This is a genomic window from Pseudooceanicola marinus (assembly GCF_020177265.1).
Taxonomy (GTDB): domain Bacteria; phylum Pseudomonadota; class Alphaproteobacteria; order Rhodobacterales; family Rhodobacteraceae; genus Pseudooceanicola; species Pseudooceanicola marinus_A.
Genome location: NZ_JAIVMC010000001.1, coordinates 729,781 through 750,256, shown reverse-complemented (window position 1 = coordinate 750,256; position 20,476 = coordinate 729,781). Strand labels below are relative to the sequence as shown.

At 68.1% G+C, this 20,476-nt stretch carries 23 protein-coding genes; all 23 read left to right on the top strand.

Features of this window, described 5'->3' with window-relative positions; all coding sequences use genetic code 11:
• Positions 1–224 precede the first annotated feature (224 nt).
• The gene (gene fabD / locus LC066_RS03455) at positions 225–1,163 is read left to right on the top strand and encodes an ACP S-malonyltransferase (protein ID WP_224896547.1); all 939 of its coding nucleotides are present in this window, start codon (positions 225–227) and stop codon (positions 1,161–1,163) included.
• 109 nt (positions 1,164–1,272) lie between these two features.
• Positions 1,273–2,010, top strand: a complete 738-nt coding sequence (fabG, locus tag LC066_RS03450) for a 3-oxoacyl-ACP reductase FabG (protein ID WP_224896546.1) — start codon at positions 1,273–1,275, stop codon at positions 2,008–2,010.
• A 381-nt stretch (positions 2,011–2,391) separates the two neighbouring features.
• Positions 2,392–2,625 carry an acyl carrier protein gene (locus LC066_RS03445; protein WP_085886991.1) on the top strand — a complete coding sequence of 78 codons (234 nt, stop codon included), beginning with the start codon at positions 2,392–2,394 and terminating at the stop codon, positions 2,623–2,625.
• A 131-nt stretch (positions 2,626–2,756) separates the two neighbouring features.
• Positions 2,757–3,440, top strand: coding sequence for a hypothetical protein (locus tag LC066_RS03440; protein ID WP_224896545.1), 684 nt, complete (start codon positions 2,757–2,759; stop codon positions 3,438–3,440).
• 197 nt (positions 3,441–3,637) lie between these two features.
• Complete coding sequence (gene fabF, locus LC066_RS03435) at positions 3,638–4,897, top strand: beta-ketoacyl-ACP synthase II (RefSeq protein ID WP_085886989.1); 1,260 nt, start codon at positions 3,638–3,640, stop codon at positions 4,895–4,897.
• Between the two features lie 2 nt (positions 4,898–4,899).
• Positions 4,900–6,057: an endolytic transglycosylase MltG gene (gene mltG, locus LC066_RS03430; RefSeq protein ID WP_224896544.1), complete on the top strand. Its 1,158-nt coding sequence runs from the start codon at positions 4,900–4,902 to the stop codon at positions 6,055–6,057.
• Between the two features lie 262 nt (positions 6,058–6,319).
• Positions 6,320–6,655, top strand: coding sequence for a hypothetical protein (locus LC066_RS03425; RefSeq protein ID WP_224896743.1), 336 nt, complete (start codon positions 6,320–6,322; stop codon positions 6,653–6,655).
• Positions 6,579–7,931, top strand: a complete 1,353-nt coding sequence (locus tag LC066_RS03420) for a DNA-packaging protein (RefSeq protein WP_224896543.1) — start codon at positions 6,579–6,581, stop codon at positions 7,929–7,931. The genes LC066_RS03425 and LC066_RS03420 overlap by 77 nt, the downstream gene beginning before the upstream one ends.
• A gap of 230 nt (positions 7,932–8,161) precedes the next feature.
• Positions 8,162–9,352, top strand: coding sequence for a phage portal protein (locus LC066_RS03415; protein ID WP_224896542.1), 1,191 nt, complete (start codon positions 8,162–8,164; stop codon positions 9,350–9,352).
• The gene (locus LC066_RS03410; RefSeq protein ID WP_224896541.1) at positions 9,345–9,587 is read left to right on the top strand and encodes a hypothetical protein; all 243 of its coding nucleotides are present in this window, start codon (positions 9,345–9,347) and stop codon (positions 9,585–9,587) included. Before LC066_RS03415 ends, LC066_RS03410 begins: the two co-directional genes overlap by 8 nt.
• Positions 9,588–9,610: 23 nt before the next feature.
• On the top strand, positions 9,611–10,174 hold the full coding sequence (locus tag LC066_RS03405; RefSeq protein ID WP_224896540.1) for an HK97 family phage prohead protease: 564 nt from the start codon (positions 9,611–9,613) through the stop codon (positions 10,172–10,174).
• Between the two features lie 34 nt (positions 10,175–10,208).
• A complete protein-coding gene (locus LC066_RS03400; protein WP_224896539.1) occupies positions 10,209–11,390 on the top strand; it encodes a phage major capsid protein in 1,182 nt (393 codons plus the stop codon).
• A gap of 167 nt (positions 11,391–11,557) precedes the next feature.
• Positions 11,558–12,157: a hypothetical protein gene (locus LC066_RS03395; protein ID WP_224896538.1), complete on the top strand. Its 600-nt coding sequence runs from the start codon at positions 11,558–11,560 to the stop codon at positions 12,155–12,157.
• On the top strand, positions 12,154–12,489 hold the full coding sequence (locus LC066_RS03390) for a head-tail adaptor protein (protein ID WP_224896537.1): 336 nt from the start codon (positions 12,154–12,156) through the stop codon (positions 12,487–12,489). Before LC066_RS03395 ends, LC066_RS03390 begins: the two co-directional genes overlap by 4 nt.
• Positions 12,486–12,896, top strand: coding sequence for a DUF3168 domain-containing protein (locus tag LC066_RS03385; protein ID WP_224896536.1), 411 nt, complete (start codon positions 12,486–12,488; stop codon positions 12,894–12,896). The genes LC066_RS03390 and LC066_RS03385 overlap by 4 nt, the downstream gene beginning before the upstream one ends.
• 22 nt (positions 12,897–12,918) lie before the next feature.
• On the top strand, positions 12,919–13,332 hold the full coding sequence (locus LC066_RS03380; RefSeq protein ID WP_224896728.1) for a phage major tail protein, TP901-1 family: 414 nt from the start codon (positions 12,919–12,921) through the stop codon (positions 13,330–13,332).
• 1 nt (position 13,333) lies between these two features.
• A complete protein-coding gene (locus LC066_RS03375; protein ID WP_222474677.1) occupies positions 13,334–13,657 on the top strand; it encodes a gene transfer agent family protein in 324 nt (107 codons plus the stop codon).
• Positions 13,654–13,872, top strand: coding sequence for a rcc01693 family protein (locus LC066_RS03370; protein ID WP_222474676.1), 219 nt, complete (start codon positions 13,654–13,656; stop codon positions 13,870–13,872). The genes LC066_RS03375 and LC066_RS03370 overlap by 4 nt, the downstream gene beginning before the upstream one ends.
• Positions 13,865–14,488 carry a phage tail tape measure protein gene (locus tag LC066_RS03365; protein ID WP_224896535.1) on the top strand — a complete coding sequence of 208 codons (624 nt, stop codon included), beginning with the start codon at positions 13,865–13,867 and terminating at the stop codon, positions 14,486–14,488. Before LC066_RS03370 ends, LC066_RS03365 begins: the two co-directional genes overlap by 8 nt.
• 10 nt (positions 14,489–14,498) lie before the next feature.
• Positions 14,499–15,131: a DUF2460 domain-containing protein gene (locus LC066_RS03360; protein ID WP_224896534.1), complete on the top strand. Its 633-nt coding sequence runs from the start codon at positions 14,499–14,501 to the stop codon at positions 15,129–15,131.
• Positions 15,131–16,015, top strand: coding sequence for a DUF2163 domain-containing protein (locus LC066_RS03355; RefSeq protein WP_224896533.1), 885 nt, complete (start codon positions 15,131–15,133; stop codon positions 16,013–16,015). Before LC066_RS03360 ends, LC066_RS03355 begins: the two co-directional genes overlap by 1 nt.
• Positions 16,012–16,452 carry an NlpC/P60 family protein gene (locus LC066_RS03350; RefSeq protein WP_224896532.1) on the top strand — a complete coding sequence of 147 codons (441 nt, stop codon included), beginning with the start codon at positions 16,012–16,014 and terminating at the stop codon, positions 16,450–16,452. The genes LC066_RS03355 and LC066_RS03350 overlap by 4 nt, the downstream gene beginning before the upstream one ends.
• A gap of 12 nt (positions 16,453–16,464) precedes the next feature.
• A complete protein-coding gene (locus tag LC066_RS03345; RefSeq protein ID WP_224896531.1) occupies positions 16,465–20,400 on the top strand; it encodes a glycoside hydrolase/phage tail family protein in 3,936 nt (1,311 codons plus the stop codon).
• The last annotated feature ends 76 nt before the right edge of the window (positions 20,401–20,476 follow it).

The following is a 20,476-nucleotide window of genomic DNA, read 5'->3' as shown; positions in this document are numbered from 1 at the left end:
TCCATGCCGGTTCGCCTGCTGCCAACGTGACTGGGGCGTGAGCAACACGTGACCCGCGGAAGGGCGCAGCCACGGCAGGCCCCTACGTCAACGGGTGCCCCGGCGCAGGCCCGCCTTCGCCGCTCTGCGGCACCGCTTTCGATTGCCATGCAGGGCCGCAGCGGCTATCTGGCGGCGCAACTGAACGCGAGAGAATACCGTAAACACGGAAGAAGGAGGCGGTCATGAGCCGTGCATTTGTCTTCCCCGGGCAGGGGGCACAGACCATCGGGATGGGCCAGGCCCTGGCGGAGAGCTATCCCCAGGCGCAGGCCGTTTTCGACGATGTGAACGAGGCCCTGGGCCAGGACCTGTCAGCGCTGATCTGGTCCGGTGAGGCCGAGGAGCTGACCCTGACCGAGAACGCCCAGCCGGCGTTGATGGCGACCTCGCTGGCCGCCTTCCGCGCGCTGGAGGCCGAGGGGCTGACGCTGGACAGCGCGGCCTTCGTCGCGGGCCATTCGCTGGGCGAATATTCCGCCCTGGCCGCTGCCGGCAGCCTCTCCGTCGCAGATGCCGCGCGTCTGCTGCGCATCCGGGGCCGCGCCATGCAGGCCGCCGTGCCCGTGGGCGAAGGCGCCATGGCCGCGCTTCTGGGCCTCGATTTCGACACCGCCGCTGCGGTTGCGGCAGAAGCGGCCCAGGGCGAGGTTTGCCAGGCTGCGAACGACAACGATCCCAGCCAGGTCGTGATCTCCGGCAACAAGGCCGCCGTTGAACGTGCGGTGGAGATCGCCAAGGGCCGCGGCGCCAAGCGCGCCGTGCTGTTGCCCGTCTCCGCCCCCTTCCACTGCGCCCTGATGCAGCCTGCCGCCGAGGCGATGCAGGAGGCTCTGGCCGGCGTGGAATTCAACGCCCCCGCCGTGCCCCTGGTCGCCAACGTGCGCGCCGAGGCCGTCACCGACCCCGCCGAGATCAAGGCGCTGCTGGTCGAGCAGGTCACCGGGTCGGTCCGCTGGCGCGAAAGCGTGGCCTGGATGGCCGGGCAGGGCGTGACCGAGATCTGGGAGATCGGCGCGGGCAAGGCCCTGTCGGGCATGATCCGCCGCATCGAGAAGTCCATCGCCTGCAAGCAGGTCGGTACCCCCGACGAGGTACGCGCGGTGATGACCCCCGCCGAGTGAGTTGACCGGCCCGGGGGCATCAGTCGCCGGGCCGCAGAGTATATTTCAGCCAGCAATGGGCAGGGTGGCACGCCCCGTGCCAACGCCCTGTGGTAAAGGAGTTTGAAGAATGTTTGATCTGACGGGCAAGGTGGCGCTGGTGACCGGCGCAAGCGGTGGTATCGGCGGCGCGATTGCCAAGGCGCTGCATGGTGCAGGCGCAACGGTCGGCCTGAGCGGCACGCGCGAGGCCCCCCTGCAGGAGCTGGCGGCGGAACTGGGCGAGCGCGCCCATGTGCTGCCCTGCAACCTCTCTGACGCCGAAGCCGTGGACAACCTGCCCAAGGCGGCCATCGCCGCCATGGGTGGCCTCGACATTCTGGTCAACAACGCCGGGATCACCCGCGATCAGATCTTCATGCGGATGAGCGACGAGGACTGGCAGTCGGTGATCGACATCAACCTGACCGCCACCATGCGCCTGTGCCGTGGTGTGATGCGCCCGATGATGAAGTCCCGCTGGGGCCGCATCGTCAACATCAGCTCGATCGTCGGCGCCACCGGCAACCCGGGCCAGGTGAACTATGCCGCCGCCAAGGCCGGCATGGTCGGCATGACCAAGTCCATCGCCTATGAGGTCGCCAGTCGAGGCATCACCGCCAACTGCGTGGCGCCCGGTTTCATCGCCACCGCGATGACCGAGAAACTGAATGACGACCAGAAGGCCAAGATCGACGCGCAGATTCCCGCCGGCCGCATGGGCACGCCCGAGGAGATCGCGGCCGCCGTTCTCTACCTGGCCAGCCCCGAGGCGGGCTACGTCACCGGCAGCACGCTGCATGTCAACGGCGGCATGGCCATGCTGTGATCCGGCCCCGCGCCGCGTGATCGAGCCCCGGGCCGCGTGCCCGGGGTTTTCTTTTGCGTGGTGAGGAGTTGTGTGGGAGTGTGCCTTGAACCTGGCGCTGAAATTCCGGGCGCATGGGAGGCGAAGCGACGCATTTGCAGGGGCCTCACGTCTTGCGGAGCCGGGCGTGAGGTCCCAGCTGGGGAATACGCCCCGAAAGCGTTTGCGTTACCGAAACCATGTGCTATAGGCGGCGCAGATTTTGCGGGTAAGGGTCCTTCGGGGCCATGGCCCCGCGCCTCGCGATGCGGGGCGGAAGAGCCCGCAAGGGCATTGGAAGCTGCCCCGCCGGGGCGAGGCAAGAAACGGGCCGTTGGCCCATGTGACGTGAGGGGAAGACCTATGAGCGATGTCGCAGAGCGCGTGAAGAAAATCGTTGTCGAGCATCTCGGCGTGGAAGAAGAAAAAGTGACCGAGAACGCCTCGTTCATCGACGACCTGGGCGCAGACAGCCTGGATACCGTCGAACTGGTCATGGCCTTCGAAGAAGAGTTCGGCATCGAGATCCCCGATGACGCCGCCGAGAACATCCAGACCTTCGGCGACGCAGTGAAATTCATCTCCGACGCGGCCTGAGGCCAGTGACGGGGGCGACGTGCATTCCGCCGTCGCAGCAAGATCGAAAGGGGCTCCTGCCGATGGTGGGGGCCCCTTTTGCATGAGCAGGACCAAAAGGTCTGCCAACAGGTTTGAAGGAGGGCGGGATCATGCGGCTTGAGCTGTCTGACCCGATCTGGACCCGGCTTTACGGCCCCTACGGGGTGCGCGATGTGCCTGGGCAACTGGGCCGTCTGGCGGCCCGATGGGACGCGGAAGAGGCGCAGCATCTCTTCTGGGAAGAGCTGCACCACCAGGAGGAGCTCTATCCCGTCAGCTACGCGGCGCTGCCCTGGCTGGTGGAGATCGCCCCGCAGAGCGAGCCGGTTCTGGAGTTCTACGCCCAGGCGCTGTTCTGCGCGCAACGCCAGAGCGACGCGGGCGCGCGGTTCCGCGGGCTGTCGCTGGAGGCGGCGGATCACGCTCACCCCTGGTTGCCGGCGGACCGGCGGCTGCGGGACGAGGACATGGCGGCGCTGGCGGCCATGGGGGCCTGGCTGGACGGTGCGGGCGACGGTCTGGCCCGCCTCTGCCTGGACCGTGTGCCGGCCGAGCGGCCCTTCGTGGCGGTGCAACTGGCCGGCGGCCATGCCGGCTGGCACGGGGCCCGGGATCTGCCGCATGCGATGCAGATGTGGGCCGACGGCGAAAGCCTGACCGCGATCCGGGCGGAGGGCGCCCCCGACGCGACCGACCGCCGCCTGGCCGGTGAGATCGCCCTGGCCATCGGCGACCGCCAGCCCGCCCTGGCCGCCTTCCTGCGCGACTACGTGGCCGAAGCTCCGCCGGCCTGATCTTCTCCTTGCCCCAAGGATCCCGGGGAGGGGCGGCCCCGGCCGGGACGGGAGCAGCGCCCCCCGCCACGCCGGATCCAGGGCGCAATCCCCTGCTTTTGCCTGCCCAAAACCGTCAGGGTAAACGCGGAAGTCTTGCCCCGGGGGCGCGCCCTCGGGTAAGAGCGGGCGGAGAGCAAATCAAAGGGGCAGAATACATGCGTCGTGTCGTTGTTACCGGTCTGGGCCTGGTGACCCCGCTGGCCTGCGGAGTCGAGGAAAGCTGGAGCCGGATCCTGGAAGGCAAATCGGGCGCCGGTCCGATCACCCAGTTTGATACCGAAGGCCTGGCCACCACCTATGCCTGCGAGGTCCCGCGCGGGGATGGCACCGACGGCACCTTCAACGCCGACCAGTGGCTGGCCCCGAAGGAACAGCGCAAGATCGACACCTTCATCCTGTTCGGCCTGGCGGCCGCGCAGATGGCCGTCGAGGACGCCGGCTGGACCCCCGAAGACACCGAGGCCCTGGAACGCACCGGCGTCCTGATCGGCTCTGGCATCGGTGGTCTGAACTCCATCGCCAACACCGCCGTGATGATGGAAGAAAAGGGCCCGCGCCGCGTGTCGCCCTTCTTTGTCCCCGGCGCGCTGATCAACCTGATCTCCGGTCAGGTGTCGATCAAGTACGGCTTCAGGGGCCCGAACCATTCGGTCGTGACCGCCTGTTCGACGGGCGCCCATGCCATCGGTGACGCCGCCCGGCTGATCCAGTGGGGCGACGCGGACGTGATGGTTGCCGGTGGCGCCGAGGCCGCGATCTGCAAGATCGGCATCGCGGGCTTCAACGCCTGCAAGGCCCTGTCCACCAAGCGCCCGGACGAGCCCGAGAAGGCCAGCCGCCCCTATGACGCCGACCGTGACGGATTCGTCATGGGCGAGGGCGCGGGCATCGTCGTGCTGGAAGAATACGAACACGCCGTGGCCCGTGGCGCGAAGATCTACGGTGAATACCTGGGCTACGGCCTGTCGGGCGACGCCTACCACATCACCGCGCCCTCCGAGGACGGCGACGGCGCGCGGCGCTGCATGGAAATGGCGCTAAAGCGCGCAGGCCTGACCGCCGCCGACGTGGATTACGTCAACGCGCATGGCACCTCGACCATGGCCGACACCATCGAGTTGGGCGCGGTGGAGCGCCTGATGGGTGATCACGCCTCCGAAGTCACCATGTCCTCGACGAAATCCGCCACCGGCCACCTTCTGGGGGCGGCTGGCGCGATCGAGGCGATCTTCTCGATCCTGGCGATCCGTGACCAGGTGGCGCCGCCGACCATCAACCTCGAAAACCTCGCGGTCGAGACCAAGATGGACCTGGCGCCCAATGCGAAGGTGGAACGCAAGATCGACGTGGCCCTGTCCAACAGCTTCGGCTTCGGCGGCACCAACGCCTCGCTGGTCTTCGGCAAGGTGCGCTGATCATGTGGAAATCCGTGGCCTCCAACGGCTTCACCCTGCTGATCGTGGGCGTCTTCCTGCTGGCGGGCGCCCTGATCTGGGGGCAGCGGCAATACGTGGAGCCGGGTCCGCTGGCGGAGGCGATTTGCCTTCAGGTGGATCGCGGCTCCAACATGCGCGTTGTCAGTGCCAACCTGGAAGAGCAGGGCGCGGTGACCCATGCCTCGATCTTCCGGATCGGCGCCGACTATGCCGAGAAGGCCGATGACCTGAAGGCGGGGGCCTTCCTCGTGCCCGCCGGTGCCTCGATGGAAGAGATCGTCGACATCGTGACCCGGGGCGGTGCCTCCACCTGTGGCACCGAGATCGTCTATCGCGTCGGCGTCCGCCAGTCGGACGTCCTGGTGCGCGAGCTGGATCCGGCCACCACCCGTTTCGTCGAGCGCGCCCGTTTCGTGCCCGGCGAAGTGGAAGAGGTGCCCGCGGCCTTCACCGAGGTTCAGGCCTCTGCCGACACGCGGTTCCGCCTGCAGATGGCCGAGGGCGTGACCTCCTGGCAGGTTGTGCAGCTTCTGAACTCCATCGAGGAGCTGCAGGGCACCATCGAGGAGATCCCGGCCGAGGGCAGTCTGGCACCCGACAGTTACGAGTTCTCGCGTGGCGAGCCGGTGGCCGAGGTTGTCGAGGAGATGCAGGCGCGTCAGAGCACGATCCTGGCCGAAGCCTGGTCGAACCGGGTGGAGGACCTGCCGCTGGCGACGCCGCAGGAGGTGCTGATCATGGCCTCGATCATCGAGAAGGAGACCGCCGTGCCGGACGAGCGCCGGGCCGTCGCCTCCGTCTTCGAGAACCGGCTGAAGCGTGGCATGCGCCTGCAGACGGACCCGACGGTGATCTACGGCGTGACCAACGGGCAGGGCATCCTGGACCGGGGCCTGCGCCAGAGCGAACTGCGCGGCGAGACGCCCTACAACACCTATGTCATCGACGGCCTGCCGCCGACGCCGATCGCCAACCCGGGGCGCGCCTCGATCGAGGCGGCGGTGAACCCCGAGGCCACCGACTACGTCTACTTCGTGGCCGATGGCACCGGTGGTCACGCCTTTGCAGAGACCCTGGACGAGCATAACCGCAACGTCGCGCGCTGGCGTGAGATCGAGGCGGAACGGGCCAACCAGTAGGTCCGGACCGCTGCGGCGATAGGTGAAGAGCTGTGCGCAACCCGTTGCAATTGCAGCGGGTTGTCGCGTTTTCAGGGCCGCGTCTTAACGGATCCTTGCAGCCTGCGCCCGTTGTCCCGGTTTGACACAGCGTACGGTCTCGCCTATAGGTTGTGACATGCTGGAACAAGTGAGCGAACGGCCCGGGGTCATCCCCAGGGCCGTTTTTTCGTGCGGCTCGTGTCGGGGGGACAACGATAATGCGCGAGGCAAAGAACAGACGATGGACAATATCGCAAAACAAGAAGCTCGGCTGCGGGACGCTGTCGAGACGGTCGAACGGCAAATGCGCGACATCTCGGCAGATCTGGAACGTGTGCAGGACAGGGTGCGCGCGGGAGAGGTCGACGGCGTCAAGGACGCCACCCGGATGTGTACGGAAATCCGGAGCTGGGTCCGGTTTGTATTGGAGATGGAGGCAAAGCTCGATGGAGTACGACAGCGGAATGGGACAGGGAGCGGGGGAGACGAGATCGACCTCGATGCCGCAAGGGCTTCGATCGGGTGCCGCCTGGATCGCCTCCGCAGATGCGGATGTACAGAAACGGTTCCTGGATGACCTTGATGAGGGAGAGCTTCGTGCTCTCCCTTTTTTGTTCGAGTTCTGGGCGATGCCGCACCAGCTGCCGCCTGAGGGGGCCTGGCGGTCCTGGGTGATCCTGGGCGGGCGCGGGGCCGGCAAGTCGCGCGCCGGGTCGGAATGGGTGCGCGCTCAGGTCGAGGGGGCGCGTCCCGGCGATCCGGGGCGCTGCAGCCGGTTGGCTCTGGTGGGGGAAACCTACGACCAGGTGCGCGACGTGATGATTTTCGGCGAAAGCGGTATCCTGGCCTGCTCGCCACCTGACCGCCGGCCCGAGTGGCAGGCCAGCCGCCGCCGGCTGGTCTGGCCCAACGGGGCGGAGGCCATGGCCTTTTCCGCCGGTGATCCCGAGGCCCTGCGCGGGCCGCAGTTCGATGGCGCCTGGGTTGATGAGCTGGCCAAGTGGAAGCGGGCGGAGGCCACCTGGGACATGCTGCAGTTCGCCCTGCGCCTGGGAGAGGATCCCCGCGTGTGCGTCACGACCACGCCGCGCAACGTGGGCGTGCTGAAGCGGCTGCTGGACAGCCCGTCAACGGTCACGACCCATGCGCCGACGGAGGCCAACCGAGCCAACCTGGCTGAGAGTTTCCTGGAGGAGGTGCGCGCGCGCTACGCGGGGACCCGCATGGGGCGGCAAGAGCTGGACGGGTTGATGATCGGCGAGGCAGAGGGGGCGCTCTGGACCGGGGCGATGCTGGCCGCGGCCAAGGTTGATGCGGTGCCCGAGTTGGACCGGGTGGTCGTGGCGGTCGATCCGCCGGTGACGGGACACGCCGGGTCAGACGAATGCGGGATCGTGGTGGCCGGCCTTCGGGCACGGGGGCCGGTGCAGGATTGGCGGGCCTATGTTCTGGAAGATGCCAGCCTGCGGGCCGCCAGTCCGGTGCAATGGGCCGAGGCGGCGATTGCCGCGATGGAACGCCATGGCGCGGATCGCATCGTGGCCGAGGTAAACCAGGGTGGCGATCTGGTGGAGGCCGTGGTGCGCCAGGTCGATCCGTTGGTGCCGCTGAAGCAGGTCCGTGCCGTGCGGGGCAAGGCCGCCCGGGCAGAGCCCGTGGCGGCGCTTTACGAGCAGGGGCGCGTCTTGCACGTCCGTGGTCTGGGCGCGCTGGAGGACCAGCTGGCGCAGATGACGCGGCAGGGCTGGGAAGGGCTGGGCAGCCCGGACCGGCTGGATGCCCTGGTCTGGGCGCTGCATGAGCTGATGCTGAGCGCCGCACCGCGAAAGAAGCCGCAGTTGCGTGTACTTTAGGGTGATTTGCAAAGCCTCCGTGGCTTTGCAGCAAAGTGCGAAAGGGGCGTCGATCCGGCAGGGTCGGCGCCCTTTTTCGTTTTCGGAACAGCGTGTTGAGAGGTGAGGGCCGGGGCAGCGCACGGTGACCGAGGCGCTTCTTAAGAAATTGATCAGAGATTTCTTCGCAACGGAGCGCCGACATGCGGTGCCCGGCAGGCAACGGCCGCAAGGCAATGAAGGAGAGACGCATGGGGGTCATCGACTATTTCCGTCGCGACAGCGCAGGCCCGGTCGCCGCACCGGAGCGTAAGGCTTCGGCCACGGGACGGGTGATCGCCTATCATTCCGCCGGGCGGGTCGCCTGGAGCCCGCGGGATGCGGCCTCGCTGACCCGCACCGGGTTCGCCGGTAACCCGGTGGGGTTCCGCGCGGTGAAGATGATCGCCGAGGCCGCCGCTGCCCTGCCGCTGGTCCTGCAGGATGCAGAGCGCCGCTATGCGGAACATCCCGTGTTGCGGCTCTTGCGTGCGCCGAACCCGGCGCAGGGGCGGGCCGAGCTGCTGGAAAGCCTCTACGGTCAGATCCTACTGTCGGGCAACGGCTATCTGGAGGCGGTCGCGGCAGAGGAGGGCGCTCCGGTGGAACTGCATGTTCTGCGTTCCGACCGGATGAGCCTTGTGCCCGGGGCCGATGGCTGGCCGGTGGCCTTTGAGTACCAGGTGGGCGGGCGCAAGCACCGGTTCGACGTGACCGGGCCGCGGTCGCCGATCTGCCACCTGAAGAGCTTTCACCCGCAGGACGACCACTACGGCCTGTCGCCGATGCAGGCGGCGGCCCAGGCGGTCGACGTGCACAACAGCGCCTCGCGCTGGTCCAAGGCGCTGCTGGACAATGCCGCGCGTCCTTCGGGGGCGATCGTCTACAGCGGCGTCGATGGCGAGGGCGTCATGAGTGCAGACCAGTACGACCGCCTGGTCAGCGAGATGGAGATGCACCATCAGGGCGCCGCCAATGCCGGCCGGCCGATGCTGCTGGAAGGCGGTCTGGACTGGAAGCCCATGGGGTTCAGCCCCTCCGACATGGAGTTCCAGAAGACCAAGGAGGCCGCCGCGCGGGAGATCGCCCTGGCCTTCGGTGTGCCGCCCATGCTGATGGGGATCCCCGGCGAGGCGACCTATGCCAACTATCAGGAGGCGCATCGGGCCTTCTACCGGCTGACGGTGCTGCCCTTGGCAACCCGCGTCACCGCCGCGATCGGCGAGTGGCTGGAGCGGTTCAGCGGGGAGGATCTGCGGCTGGGTCCCGATCTGGACCACGTCCCGGCCCTGGCGGCCGAGCGGGATGCGCAATGGAACCGGGTGGCCAATGCCGACTTCCTGACGCGGGCCGAAAAACGCGCCCTGCTTGGGCTGCCGGTCGAGGACGCTGGCGATGAGTGAGGCCCGCGATCCGCGGCGTGCGGGCGGCTACGAGGCCTTCGAGTGTGGTCCCTCGCTGCGGCTGGAGGCGCATGAACGCCTGTCGCGGATGCAGATCGAGGGGCTCCACGGCCGGATCGAACGGTTGGAGCAATTGCTGGAACGGCTGGAAAAACGCCTGTGGCTGACCGTCTTCGGCATCGTCGGCGTGATCCTGGCTCAGGCCTTCCAGTCAATCATCGAACAGCTGCCGTGATGCGGCGCGGGATGGAGAGAGTGATGGATATTCAGGAGCTTACTGGGCTGGAGTGCAAGTTCCACCGTTTCGACGCCGAGCTGGTGGTGGATGCGGACGGGCTGCAGATCGAGGGCTACGCCTCGCGGTTCGGCACCTGTGACCAGGGCGGTGACGTGGTGGCCAAGGGCGCCTATGCGGGCTCTCTGTCACGGATCGCGGCAGAGGGGCGGCGGGTGAAGATGCTGTGGCAGCACGACCCGGCCCAGCCGATCGGCGTCTGGGACGAAATCCGCGAGGACGAAACCGGCCTGTGGGTGAAGGGACGTCTTCTGGACAGCGTGGCGAAGGGCCGGGAGGCCGCCGCCCTGGTGCGCGCCGGTGCCATCGACGGGTTGTCCATCGGCTATCGCACCAAGCGGGCCGCGAAGGACGAGGGGGGCCGCAGGCTCCTGACGGAACTGGAGCTTTGGGAGGTGTCCCTGGTGACCTTCCCGATGCTGCCCAGTGCGCGGGTCGCGGCCAAGGGGGACACCCCGACCGACAATGCCCTGCGTGAAGTGGCGGCGGCCTTCCGGGCCGCGGGCACCGAATTGGGCGAGTGCTGAGGCGCTCTCCCACGATCCATCGGAGGAGATGATGATGGGGAATACCGAGACCAGTCCTCGGACCGGGGAGTGCCTCTCCCCGGTGGCTGAGGTGAAATCCGCAGTTTCGGATTTCATGCGGGAGTTCAAGGGCTTCCGTTCCGATATTGATGCACGACTTCAACAACAGGAAAGCCGACTGACCATGCTTGATCGCAAATCCCTGACCGCGGCGCGTCCGGCGCTTGCCTCTGCTGCCGAGACCGAGGCCCCGCATCAGAAGGCCATCGGTGCCTACCTGCGGACCGGCGACGACGACGGCCTGCGCGGCCTGGAACTCGAGGGCAAGGCGCTGGCCGTCACCGGTGACGGTGGCTACCTGCTGGATCCGCAGACCTCGGACAAGATCAGCTCGTCCCTGCTGGGCGCGGCGTCGATCCGCCAAGTCGCCAACGTGGTGCATGTGAATGCCACCTCCTACGATGTTCTGGTCGACACCACGGACATGGGCGCCGGCTGGAACGACGAAACCAGCGTGACCGAGACCACGACGCCGGGCGTCGATCGCATTTCGATCGAGCTGTTCGAGCTGTCGGCCCTGCCTAAGGCAAGTCAGCGGCTGCTGGATGACAGCGCCTTCGACGTCGAAGGCTGGCTGGCCGAGCGCATCAGCGACAAGTTCGCCCGCGCCGAGGCCGACGCCTTCATCAACGGCGATGGCACCGACAAGCCGACCGGCTTCCTGACCCAGACGAAGGTGGCCGAGGACAGCTGGTCCTGGGGCAACCTGGGCTACGTGGTCACCGGTACCTCGGGTGATTTCGACGCGACCAACCCGGCCGATGCGATCGTTGACCTGGTCTATTCCCTGGGCGCCCGCTACCGCGCCAACGGGACCTTCGTGATGAACTCGAAGACCGCGGGCGCTGTGCGCAAGCTGAAGGATCTCGACGGTCGCTTCCTATGGTCGGACGGGCTGTCGGCCGGGGAACCCGCGCGCCTGATGGGCTATCCGGTGCTGATCGCTGAGGACATGCCCGACATCGCCGGCGGCAGCTATTCCATCGCCTTTGGGGACTTCCGCGCCGGCTACACCGTGGCGGAGCGCCCCGACCTGCGTGTGCTGCGCGACCCGTTCAGCGCCAAGCCCCACGTGCTGTTCTATGCGACCAAGCGCGTCGGCGGGGACGTCAGTGACTTCGCCGCGATCAAGCTGCTGAAGTTCGCCACTTCCTGAGGCGTGACGGATCGGCAGGGCCGGGTGACCGGCCCTGTCGGGCGCGTGTCTCTTTCGGCGCTGTCCAGCAGCTCCCTCCGTCCGAGCAGCGTTCGGAGGCACGCGTCGAGGGTATCAGCCCCGCCGTGAACGGCTGGGGCGCAGGTTCCGGGTATCGGAGTACGACCATGATCTTGATTGAAGTCAGCCAGGTGGATGCGGATCTGCTTCCGATCACGCCGCTGAAACAGCATCTGCATCTGGGCAGCGGGTTCGCCGAGGACACCGCGCAGGACGGTATCCTGGAGGGGTATCTGCGCGCGGCGCTGTCGGCGATCGAGGGACGCACCGGGCAGGTGATCTTCCAGCGCCAGTTTCGCTGGATCGTCCACGCCTGGAGCCATCCCGACGGACAGCCGTTCCCGATCGCGCCGGTGGTCTCGGTGGATAGCGTCACGCTAATCGACGCGGCAGGGGGCGAGACGGTGGAGGCGCAGGAGGATTACGATCTGCAGCCGGATCCTTTGCAACCTCGCCTGCGTGCCGTGACTGGCGCCTTGCCCAAGCTGTCCGAGGGCGGGCGCGCGGAAGTTCTTGTCACTGCTGGGGCCGCACGCAGCTGGAGCACGGTCCCGCCGGACATGGCGCAGGCGGTGCTGTTGATGGCGGCGCATTACTATGAGTACCGGCATGATGTGGCGCTTGGCAAAGGCTGTACACCCTTCGGGGTCACTGCGCTGCTGGAGCGGTACCGACCGATCCGGATCGGCCTGGGAGGTGGCGCATGAGCCCGCGTCTGACCCGCCCCCTGGTGCTGGAACATGAGGTACGCCAGCCCGATGGCAGCGGCGGCTACACCGGCAGCTGGGAAGCCCTGGGCACGCTGTGGGCCGAGGTGCGGCCGGGATCGGGCGCAGCCCGGGATCGGGCCGGACTGGCCAGCCATCAGCAGCGCCTGAAGATCACAGTGCGGGGCGCGGCCCAGGGGGCCGAAAGCCGTCCGCAGCCGGGTCAGCGATTTCGCGACGACGCCCGGATCTACCTGATCGATGGGGTGCAGGAAAGCGATGCCTCGGGCCGCTACCTGCTGTGCCGTGCCCGCGAGGAGGTTCTGGCATGAGCTATGCGATGGCCGCTGCGCTGCAGGAAGCGATCTACAGCCGGCTGACGGCGGACCCCGGTCTCTCGACCCTTGTAGGCAACGCGATCTTCGACGCGCCGCCCGCCGGCCCGGCCCCCGAAACCTATGTGGCCCTGGGGCCCGAGCAGGCGCGCGACTGGTCCACCATGTGTGGCGGCGGCGCACAGCATGACCTGGTGATCTCGGTCGTCACCTCGGAGGCGGGGTTTCAGACGGCCAAGGCGGTGGCGGCGGCGGTCAGCGATGCGCTGGATCAGCCGTTGCCGGCGCTGTCGCGCGGCGTCCTGGCGGGCCTGCATTTCCTGAAGGCCCGCGCACGACGCGACGAAGCGGGGCAGTTGCGCCGCATCGACCTGCGCTATCGCGCGCGGGTCCACGATACCTGACCCTTTCGACGGAGTGACGATGATGGTGGCGCAGAATGGCAAGGACCTTCTGATCAAGGTGGACATGACCGACGCCGGTCTGTTCGAGACGCTGGCGGGGCTGCGCGCCTCGCGGCTGAGTTTCAACGCGGAAACGGTCGATGTGACCAGCCTGGAAAGTCAGGGCGGCTGGCGCGAGTTGCTGGCCGGAGCTGGCGTGCGGTCTGCGAGCCTGAGCGGATCCGGTGTCTTCCGGGACGCGGGCAGTGACGAACGTGCGCGGCAGATCTTCTTCGACGGGGAGACGCCGAACTTTCAGGTGGTGATCCCCGATTTCGGCATCATCGAGGGGCCTTTCCAGGTGACCTCAATCGAATACGCCGGCGCCCATAATGGCGAGGCGACCTACGAGCTGTCGATGGCCTCGGCTGGCGCGCTGAACTTTAAGGCGCTCTGATATGGCCAATCCTCATGCCGGAGAAGTGGCGCTGATCCTGGACGGGCAGCGCCACGTGATGAAGCTGACCCTGGGCGCGCTGGCGGAGCTGGAAACGCTGTTGGAGGCCGGCGGTCTGGTCGAGCTGGCGGAGCGGTTCGAGGCCGGGGCCTTTTCCACCCGCGACGTGCTGGCACTGATTGTGGCCGGCCTGCGCGGTGGCGGCTGGCAGGGGCGGCCCGAGGACCTGATGCAGGCCGAGATCGAGGGCGGGCCGATGCAGGCCGCGCGCAAGGCGGCCGAACTGATGGCCCGTGCCTTTGCCCTGCCGGAGGGCGCGGGGTGAGCGGGTTGGACTGGCCCGCCTTGATGCAGGCCGGTCTGCGCGGCCTGGGTCTGCGCCCGGCAGAGTTCTGGGCACTGACGCCTGCCGAGTTGCGCCTGATGCTGGGAGAGCGGCAAGGGGCGGCCGCAGCCTTGGGCCGGTCGCGTCTGGACGAATTGCTGGCCGCCTATCCGGATGGCACGTCCGCCATGGGCAAGGGAGAGCGAGATGAGTGATCAACTGAACGGACTGGAGGCGCTGCAGGCGCAGGTGGACAGTCTGGACGACAGCCTGGGCGGTGCCGCCGACATGGCGGCCGGGTTCGACAGTGAGCTGCGCCGGATGCGTGCCGCCCTGGCCGAGACCGGCAAGGATGTGCAGACCCTGGAGCGGGGCCTCAGCCGGGGGCTGCGCCGGGCGCTGGACGGCGTGCTGTTCGACGGGATGAAGCTATCGGACGCCATGCGGACCGTCGCCATGTCGATGTCGAATGCGGCCTATTCGGCGGCTGTGAAACCGGTCACGGACCACTTCGGGGGAATGATCGCCCAGGGGGTCGGCAGTCTGGTGCAGGGCGTGCTGCCCTTTGCGAAGGGCGGCGTCGTTTCTTCCCCCACCTATTTCCCAATGCGCGGGGCCACCGGCCTGATGGGCGAGGCGGGGCCGGAGGCGATCATGCCGCTGTCGCGCGGAACTGACGGGTCGCTCGGCGTGCGGATGGAAGGTGGCGGGCGCCCGGTGAACGTGGTGATCAACGTGACCACCCCGGATGTCGAGGGCTTCCGCCGGTCCCAGAGCCAGATCGCCGCACAGATGGGCCGGGCGCTGTCGCGCGGCCAGCGCAACCGCTGAGGAGGTCGCCATGTCCTTTCACGAGGTCCGCTTTCCCGCCAACCTGTCCTTCGGATCCACCGGGGGGCCTGAGCGGCGCACCGAGGTGGTGACGCTTGCCAACGGCTTCGAGGAGCGCAACACCCCCTGGGCCCATTCCCGGCGGCGCTATGATGCCGGGGTTTCCATGCGTTCGCTCGACGATGTCGAGGTGTTGATTGCCTTTTTCGAGGCGCGTCAGGGCCAGCTGCATGGGTTCCGCTGGAAGGACTGGGCGGATTTCCGGTCCTGCCTGCCGAGTGCGGAAGTGGATTTCCGCGACCAGGTCATTGCCCTGGGCGACGGCGAGACGCGGGCCTTTCCGCTGATGAAGGTCTATCGTTCGGGCGCGCAGAGTTACGCCCGGCCGATCACCAAGCCGGTGGCCGGGACGGTGCGCGCGGGCGTCGAGGACGACGAACTGCAGGAGGGGATCCACTACGAGGTCGACACGACGACCGGGAGCGTGACCTTCGCCGAGCCGCCCAAGCTGGGCATGGAGGTCACCGCCGGGTTCGAGTTCGACGTGCCGGTGCGGTTCGACACCGACCGCATCCAGACCTCGGTCGCCTCCTTCCGGGCAGGCGACGTGCCGAATGTGCCGGTGGTGGAGGTGCGGGTCTGATGTCCTTTGATGCTGCGCTTTCAGCCCATCTCCAAAGCGGTGCCACGACCACCTGCCACGCTTGGGCGATCACCCGGCGCGACGGCCCGGTGATGGGGTTCACCGACCATGACCGCGACCTGAGTTTCGATGGGATCGCCTTTCGTGCCGATACCGGGTTGTCGGCCTCCGCACTGCAACAGGGCACGGGCCTGTCGGTCGACAATAGCGAGGCCATCGGCGCGCTCAGCGACGCAGCCCTCAGCGAGGAGGACATCGAGGCGGGCCGGTTCGACGGCGCGGAGATCGTCGCCTGGCTGGTCAACTGGGCCGCCCCGGAGGAGCGCCAGCAGGTGTTTCGCGGGACGATCGGAGAGATAACCCGCGCCGCCGGTGCCTTCCGCGCCGAGCTTCGCGGGTTGTCGGAGGTGCTGAACCAACCGATGGGCCGGGTCTATCGCAAGCCCTGCGGAGCGGTGCTGGGCGGGGCGGGCTGCGCCGTGGATCTGGATCACCCCGGCTACCGCCTGGAGGTCGAAGCAGTGGAGGTCACGGACCTGTCGACCCTGCGCTTTCCGCCGCTGGCAGGGTATGCCGAGGGGTGGTTCACCCATGGGCGGCTGGAGGTCCGAAGCGGACCGGCCGCCGGGTTGATGGTGCCGATCAAGGGTGATCGTGACACCGGCGAGGGGCGGGAGATCGAGCTGTGGACCCCGCTGGCCACGTCCCCGGGCGACGGGGCGAGATATCTGCTGGAGGCGGGCTGCGACAAGCGGTTCGACACTTGCGGCGCCAAGTTCGACAACATTCTGAACTACCAGGGGTTTCCGGACATCCCGGGCGAGGACTGGCTGACCGTTCACCCCGCCCGTAGCGGCGGCTCCGGCGGCGGGTCGCGGCGATGAGCCGGGGGCAGGTTTTCGTGGCCGCCGCGCGCGGCTGGATCGGTACGCCTTACCGGCATCAGGGCTCCGTTCAAGGGGCGGGGACCGACTGCCTCGGCCTCCTGCGCGGGGTCTGGCGGGAGGTCCTGGGGGCGGAGCCGGAAGAGGTGCCGGCCTATACGCCCGACTGGTCCGAGCCGCAGCGGGACGAGCGCCTTTGGCGCGCGGCCCTGCGGCACCTGCACCCGTGCCCGGGCGTGCCGGAGCCTGGCGACGTGCTTCTGTTCCGGATGCGGGCGGATGCGGTCGCCAAACACCTCGGCATCCTGTCGCAGGACGGCAAGGCGCCCCGGTTCATCCACGCCTATTCCGGCCACGCGGTGGTCGAAAGCCCGCTGAGCGATCCCTGGCGCCGACGCATCGTGGCGGCCTTCCGCTTTCCCGACCCGATCTCCTGACGAGGTACTTTCATGGCAACGGTTCTTCTTTCCGCCGCCGGTGCGGCCATCGGCGGCTCTATCGGCGGCTCCGTCCTGGGGCTCTCGGCGGTGGCCGCCGGGCGGTTCGTCGGCGCGACCCTGGGGCGTGTCATCGACCAGCGGCTCATGGGGCAGGGCGCAGAGGCGGTGGAAACGGGCCGGGTGGAGCGGTTCCGCCTGACTGGCGTGGGCGAGGGCGATCCGATCGCGCGGCTTTACGGGCGGATGCGCGTGGCCGGTCAGGTCATCTGGGCTTCGGAGTTCCGTGAGACCGCCGAGACCTCTGGCGGGGGCGGCGGCAAGGGCGGGCGCCCGGCCAGCCCGAAGGTGACCCGCTATTCCTATTCTGTCAGCCTGGCTGTCGCGCTCTGCGAGGGTGAGATCTCGGGCGTGGGGCGGATCTGGGCCGACGGGGCCGAGGTCGCCCCGGCGGACCTGGGCATGCACGTCTACACGGGCAGCGCCGACCAGTTGCCGGACCCGAAGATGGAGGCGGTCGAGGGCGCCGGCAAGGTGCCGGCCTATCGTGGCACGGCCTATGTCGTCTTCGAGGACCTGGAGCTGGAGCAATTCGGCAACCGGGTGCCGCAGTTCACCTTCGAGGTGATCCGGCCCGCCCCGCTTTCGCTGCCCGAGGCGGAGGAGGAGGTGGCCCATGCTGTGCGGGCCGTGGCCCTGATGCCGGGCAGCGGCGAATATGCGCTGGCGACCCGCCATGTGACCTATGACTATGGCGCCGGGAACGTCGGCCAGGCCAATCTGAACTCCGCCTCCGGTCAAAGTGATCTGGCCACCGCGCTGGATCAGCTGGATGACAGCCTGACCGGCTGCGAGGCCGTGTCGCTGATCGTCAGCTGGTTCGGCGATGACCTGCGCTGTGGAGACTGCACGATCCGCCCCAAGGTCGAACAGCGCAAGTTCGACGGAAAGCAGATGCCCTGGCGCGTGGCCGGGCTGACCCGGGGAACGGCGGAACTGGTAGTGCGGGACGAGGCGGACGAACTGCTGTATGGCGGCACGCCCGCAGATGCCTCGGTGATCGAGTCGATCCAGGCGCTGCAGGCCCGTGGCAAGGCGGTGATGTTCTATCCCTTCATCCTGATGGACCAGGTCGCGGGCAACAGCTTGCCCGATCCCTACGGCGACGAGGAGGGGCAGGCGCATCTGCCCTGGCGGGGACGGATCACCGGATCACAGGGCCCCGGGCGGCCCGGTTCGCCCGATGGCACGGCCCTCGCCGCGCAGGAGGTCGCAGACTTCTTCGGCACCGCGTCAGCCTCGGATTTCAGCACCTGGGGCGGGCATGTCAGCTACAGCGGCCCGAACGAATGGGGCTTCCGCCGGTTCATCCTGCATTGCGCGGCCCTTTGCGCGGCAGCCGGCGGCGTCGACAGCTTCTGCATCGGGTCCGAGATGGTCGGGCTGACCCAACTGCGCGGGGCGGACAACACCTTCCCTGCCGTGGCCGAGCTGAGGGCGCTGGCGGCCGAGGTGCGGGCGATCCTCGGGCCGGAGGTGAAGATCGGCTATGCCGCCGACTGGAGCGAATATTTCGGCTACCAGCCGCAGGACGGCACCGGCGACAGGTTCTTCCACCTCGACCCGCTGTGGTCCGATCCGGAGATCGACTTCATCGGGATCGACAATTACCTGCCCCTGTCCGACTGGCGCGAGGGTGACGCGCACCTGGATGCCGCTGACCACGCCACGATCTACGATCCGGCCTACCTTGCGGGCAATATCGAGGGCGGGGAGCTTTACGACTGGTACTACCATTCGCCGGAGGCCCGGGCGGCGCAGATCCGCACGCCGATCACGGATGGCGCCCATGGGGAGCCCTGGGTCTGGCGGGTGAAGGACCTGCGGAACTGGTGGCTGAACGATCACCACGAAAGGATCGACGGGGTGCGGCAGGAGGTGCCGACCGACTGGGTGCCGCAGTCGAAACCGATCTGGTTCACCGAACTGGGCTGCGCGGCCGTCGACAAGGGCACCAACCAGCCGAACAAGTTCCTCGATCCGAAGAGCTCGGAAAGTGCCGTGCCGTACTACTCGACCGGCGCACGGGACGAGCTGATCCAGCAGCAGTACCTGCGGGTCATGCTCGACTACTGGACCGACCCGTCGCACAACCCGCTGTCGGTGGAATACGGCGGGCCGATGCTGGACATGACGCGCGCCTTCGTCTGGGCCTGGGACGCGCGGCCCTATCCCGTGTTCCCCAACAATCGCGAGCTGTGGAGCGACGGTGGCAACCATGCGGCGGGGCATTGGATCACCGGGCGGGCGTCGTCGCGCTCCCTGGCCTCGGTGGTCAGCGAAATATGCGAGGCGGCCGGGCTGCAGCATTACGACGTCAGCGGTCTCTACGGTGTTGTCAGCGGCTATCTGGACGATGAATTGCGCACGCCGCGCGCCGCGCTTCAGCCGCTGATGCTGCGCTATGGATTCGACGCGGTGGAACGCGACGGGGTGATCCGATTCATCATGCGCGACGGGCGCGTGGATGCGCGGGTTGAGCCGGAGGAACTTGCGGTCTCACCCGAGCTGGAGGGCACGCTGGAACGCCAGCGCGCGCCCGAGGCGGAGATGGCGGGCCGCGTGCGCCTGCGCTTCGTGGAGGCGGGTGGCGAGTTCGAGGCGATCACCGAGGAGGCGATCCTGCCCGATGACGACAGTCGCAGCGTCGCCGGGAGCGAGATTCCCCTGGCGATGAGCCGGGGCGAGGGCCGGCAGGTGGTCGAACGCTGGCTGGCGGAGGCGCGGGTGGCGCGGGACACGCTGCGCTTTGCGCTGCCGCCCTCGCGGCGGGAGATCGGGGCGGGAGATGTGGTCGAGGTGGCCGAGGAGACGGGCCATGCGCTCTACCGGATCGACCGGGCCGAACATGGCGTCCTGAGCCAGGTGGAGGCGGTGCGCATCGCCGCCGAGATCTACGAACCTGGAGCTCTGGTCGAAACCGTGCCCCGGGTCACGCCCTACACACCGCCGTTGCCGGTCCTGCCCCTGTGGCTGGACCTGCCGCTGATGCGCGGCGACGAGGTGCCCCATGCCCCGCATATCGCGGTGACGGCGGAGCCCTGGCCAGGGGCGGCGGCGGTCTATGCTTCGGCCTCTGACGCGGGATATCAGCTGGACCGGGTGCTGGAGGCGCGGGCAACCATCGGGGTGACCACGACCGACCTGGCGCGCGGCCCGGCAGGCCGGGTGGACCGGGGCGCCCCCCTGGGGGTCACGCTGACCTCCGGCGCGCTGGCTTCGGTTGTGGAGGAGGCCCTGCTGTCGGGGGCGAACCTCATGGCCATCGGGGACGGTCAGCCCGGCAACTGGGAGCTGTTCCAGTTCCGCGACGCCGTCTTGACCGGGGAACGCAGCTATCTGCTGAGCCACCGCCTGCGCGGGCAGTTGGGATCGGAGGCGCTGATGCCCGAGGTCTGGCCGGAAGGGTCCTGGGTGGTGCTGCTGAACGGGGTGCCGGAACAGATCACCCTGGCGCCCAGCCAGCGGCGATTGGCGCGGCACTATCGCATCGGCCCGGCGCAGCGCGGCCCCGATGACCCCAGTTACCTGCACGAGGTGTTGGCCTTCGACGGGATCGGGCTGAAACCCTATGCGCCCTGTCATTTGCGGGCGACACCGGCAGGGGGCGGCGACATCGCCTTCAGCTGGATGCGGCGCACGCGGATCGAGGGCGACAGCTGGGATCTGGCCGAGGTGCCCCTGGGCGAGGAAAGCCTGTCCTTCCTGCTGCGGATCCGCCAAGGCGGCGCCGTGATACGCGAGGAAACGGTCGAGGCGACGGGCTGGACCTACAGCGCCGCTGCCCAATCCGCCGATGGCCTCAGCGGGCTGGCGGAACTGGAGGTGGCGCAGGTCTCGGCCAGTTTCGGCCCTGGCGCAGGGGCGCGGCTGGCCTTCCAGGCGTAAAAGCTGTCATCAGCCAATCGAAAGATCCTCAGCCGTGGCATTCCCGTTCGTGATCGGGTGTGTCACGGCTTTGCAT

Bases quoted from the DNA above. Each gene is read 5' to 3' on its own strand.
- mltG (WP_224896544.1), top strand. From the start codon at position 4,900: ATGTGGAAATCCGTGGCCTCCAACGGCTTCACCCTGCTGATCGTGGGC.
- LC066_RS03440 (WP_224896545.1), top strand. From the start codon at position 2,757: ATGCGGCTTGAGCTGTCTGACCCGATCTGGACCCGGCTTTACGGCCCC.
- LC066_RS03390 (WP_224896537.1), top strand. From the start codon at position 12,154: ATGAGCCCGCGTCTGACCCGCCCCCTGGTGCTGGAACATGAGGTACGC.
- LC066_RS03355 (WP_224896533.1), top strand. From the start codon at position 15,131: ATGTCCTTTGATGCTGCGCTTTCAGCCCATCTCCAAAGCGGTGCCACG.
- LC066_RS03400 (WP_224896539.1), top strand. From the start codon at position 10,209: ATGGGGAATACCGAGACCAGTCCTCGGACCGGGGAGTGCCTCTCCCCG.
- LC066_RS03360 (WP_224896534.1), top strand. From the start codon at position 14,499: ATGTCCTTTCACGAGGTCCGCTTTCCCGCCAACCTGTCCTTCGGATCC.
- LC066_RS03405 (WP_224896540.1), top strand. From the start codon at position 9,611: ATGGATATTCAGGAGCTTACTGGGCTGGAGTGCAAGTTCCACCGTTTC.
- LC066_RS03395 (WP_224896538.1), top strand. From the start codon at position 11,558: ATGATCTTGATTGAAGTCAGCCAGGTGGATGCGGATCTGCTTCCGATC.
- LC066_RS03350 (WP_224896532.1), top strand. From the start codon at position 16,012: ATGAGCCGGGGGCAGGTTTTCGTGGCCGCCGCGCGCGGCTGGATCGGT.
- LC066_RS03410 (WP_224896541.1), top strand. From the start codon at position 9,345: ATGAGTGAGGCCCGCGATCCGCGGCGTGCGGGCGGCTACGAGGCCTTC.
- LC066_RS03425 (WP_224896743.1), top strand. From the start codon at position 6,320: ATGGACAATATCGCAAAACAAGAAGCTCGGCTGCGGGACGCTGTCGAG.
- LC066_RS03385 (WP_224896536.1), top strand. From the start codon at position 12,486: ATGAGCTATGCGATGGCCGCTGCGCTGCAGGAAGCGATCTACAGCCGG.
- LC066_RS03345 (WP_224896531.1), top strand. From the start codon at position 16,465: ATGGCAACGGTTCTTCTTTCCGCCGCCGGTGCGGCCATCGGCGGCTCT.
- LC066_RS03445 (WP_085886991.1), top strand. From the start codon at position 2,392: ATGAGCGATGTCGCAGAGCGCGTGAAGAAAATCGTTGTCGAGCATCTC.
- LC066_RS03365 (WP_224896535.1), top strand. From the start codon at position 13,865: ATGAGTGATCAACTGAACGGACTGGAGGCGCTGCAGGCGCAGGTGGAC.
- fabG (WP_224896546.1), top strand. From the start codon at position 1,273: ATGTTTGATCTGACGGGCAAGGTGGCGCTGGTGACCGGCGCAAGCGGT.
- fabF (WP_085886989.1), top strand. From the start codon at position 3,638: ATGCGTCGTGTCGTTGTTACCGGTCTGGGCCTGGTGACCCCGCTGGCC.
- LC066_RS03380 (WP_224896728.1), top strand. From the start codon at position 12,919: ATGGTGGCGCAGAATGGCAAGGACCTTCTGATCAAGGTGGACATGACC.
- LC066_RS03420 (WP_224896543.1), top strand. From the start codon at position 6,579: ATGCCGCAAGGGCTTCGATCGGGTGCCGCCTGGATCGCCTCCGCAGAT.
- LC066_RS03375 (WP_222474677.1), top strand. From the start codon at position 13,334: ATGGCCAATCCTCATGCCGGAGAAGTGGCGCTGATCCTGGACGGGCAG.
- fabD (WP_224896547.1), top strand. From the start codon at position 225: ATGAGCCGTGCATTTGTCTTCCCCGGGCAGGGGGCACAGACCATCGGG.
- LC066_RS03415 (WP_224896542.1), top strand. From the start codon at position 8,162: ATGGGGGTCATCGACTATTTCCGTCGCGACAGCGCAGGCCCGGTCGCC.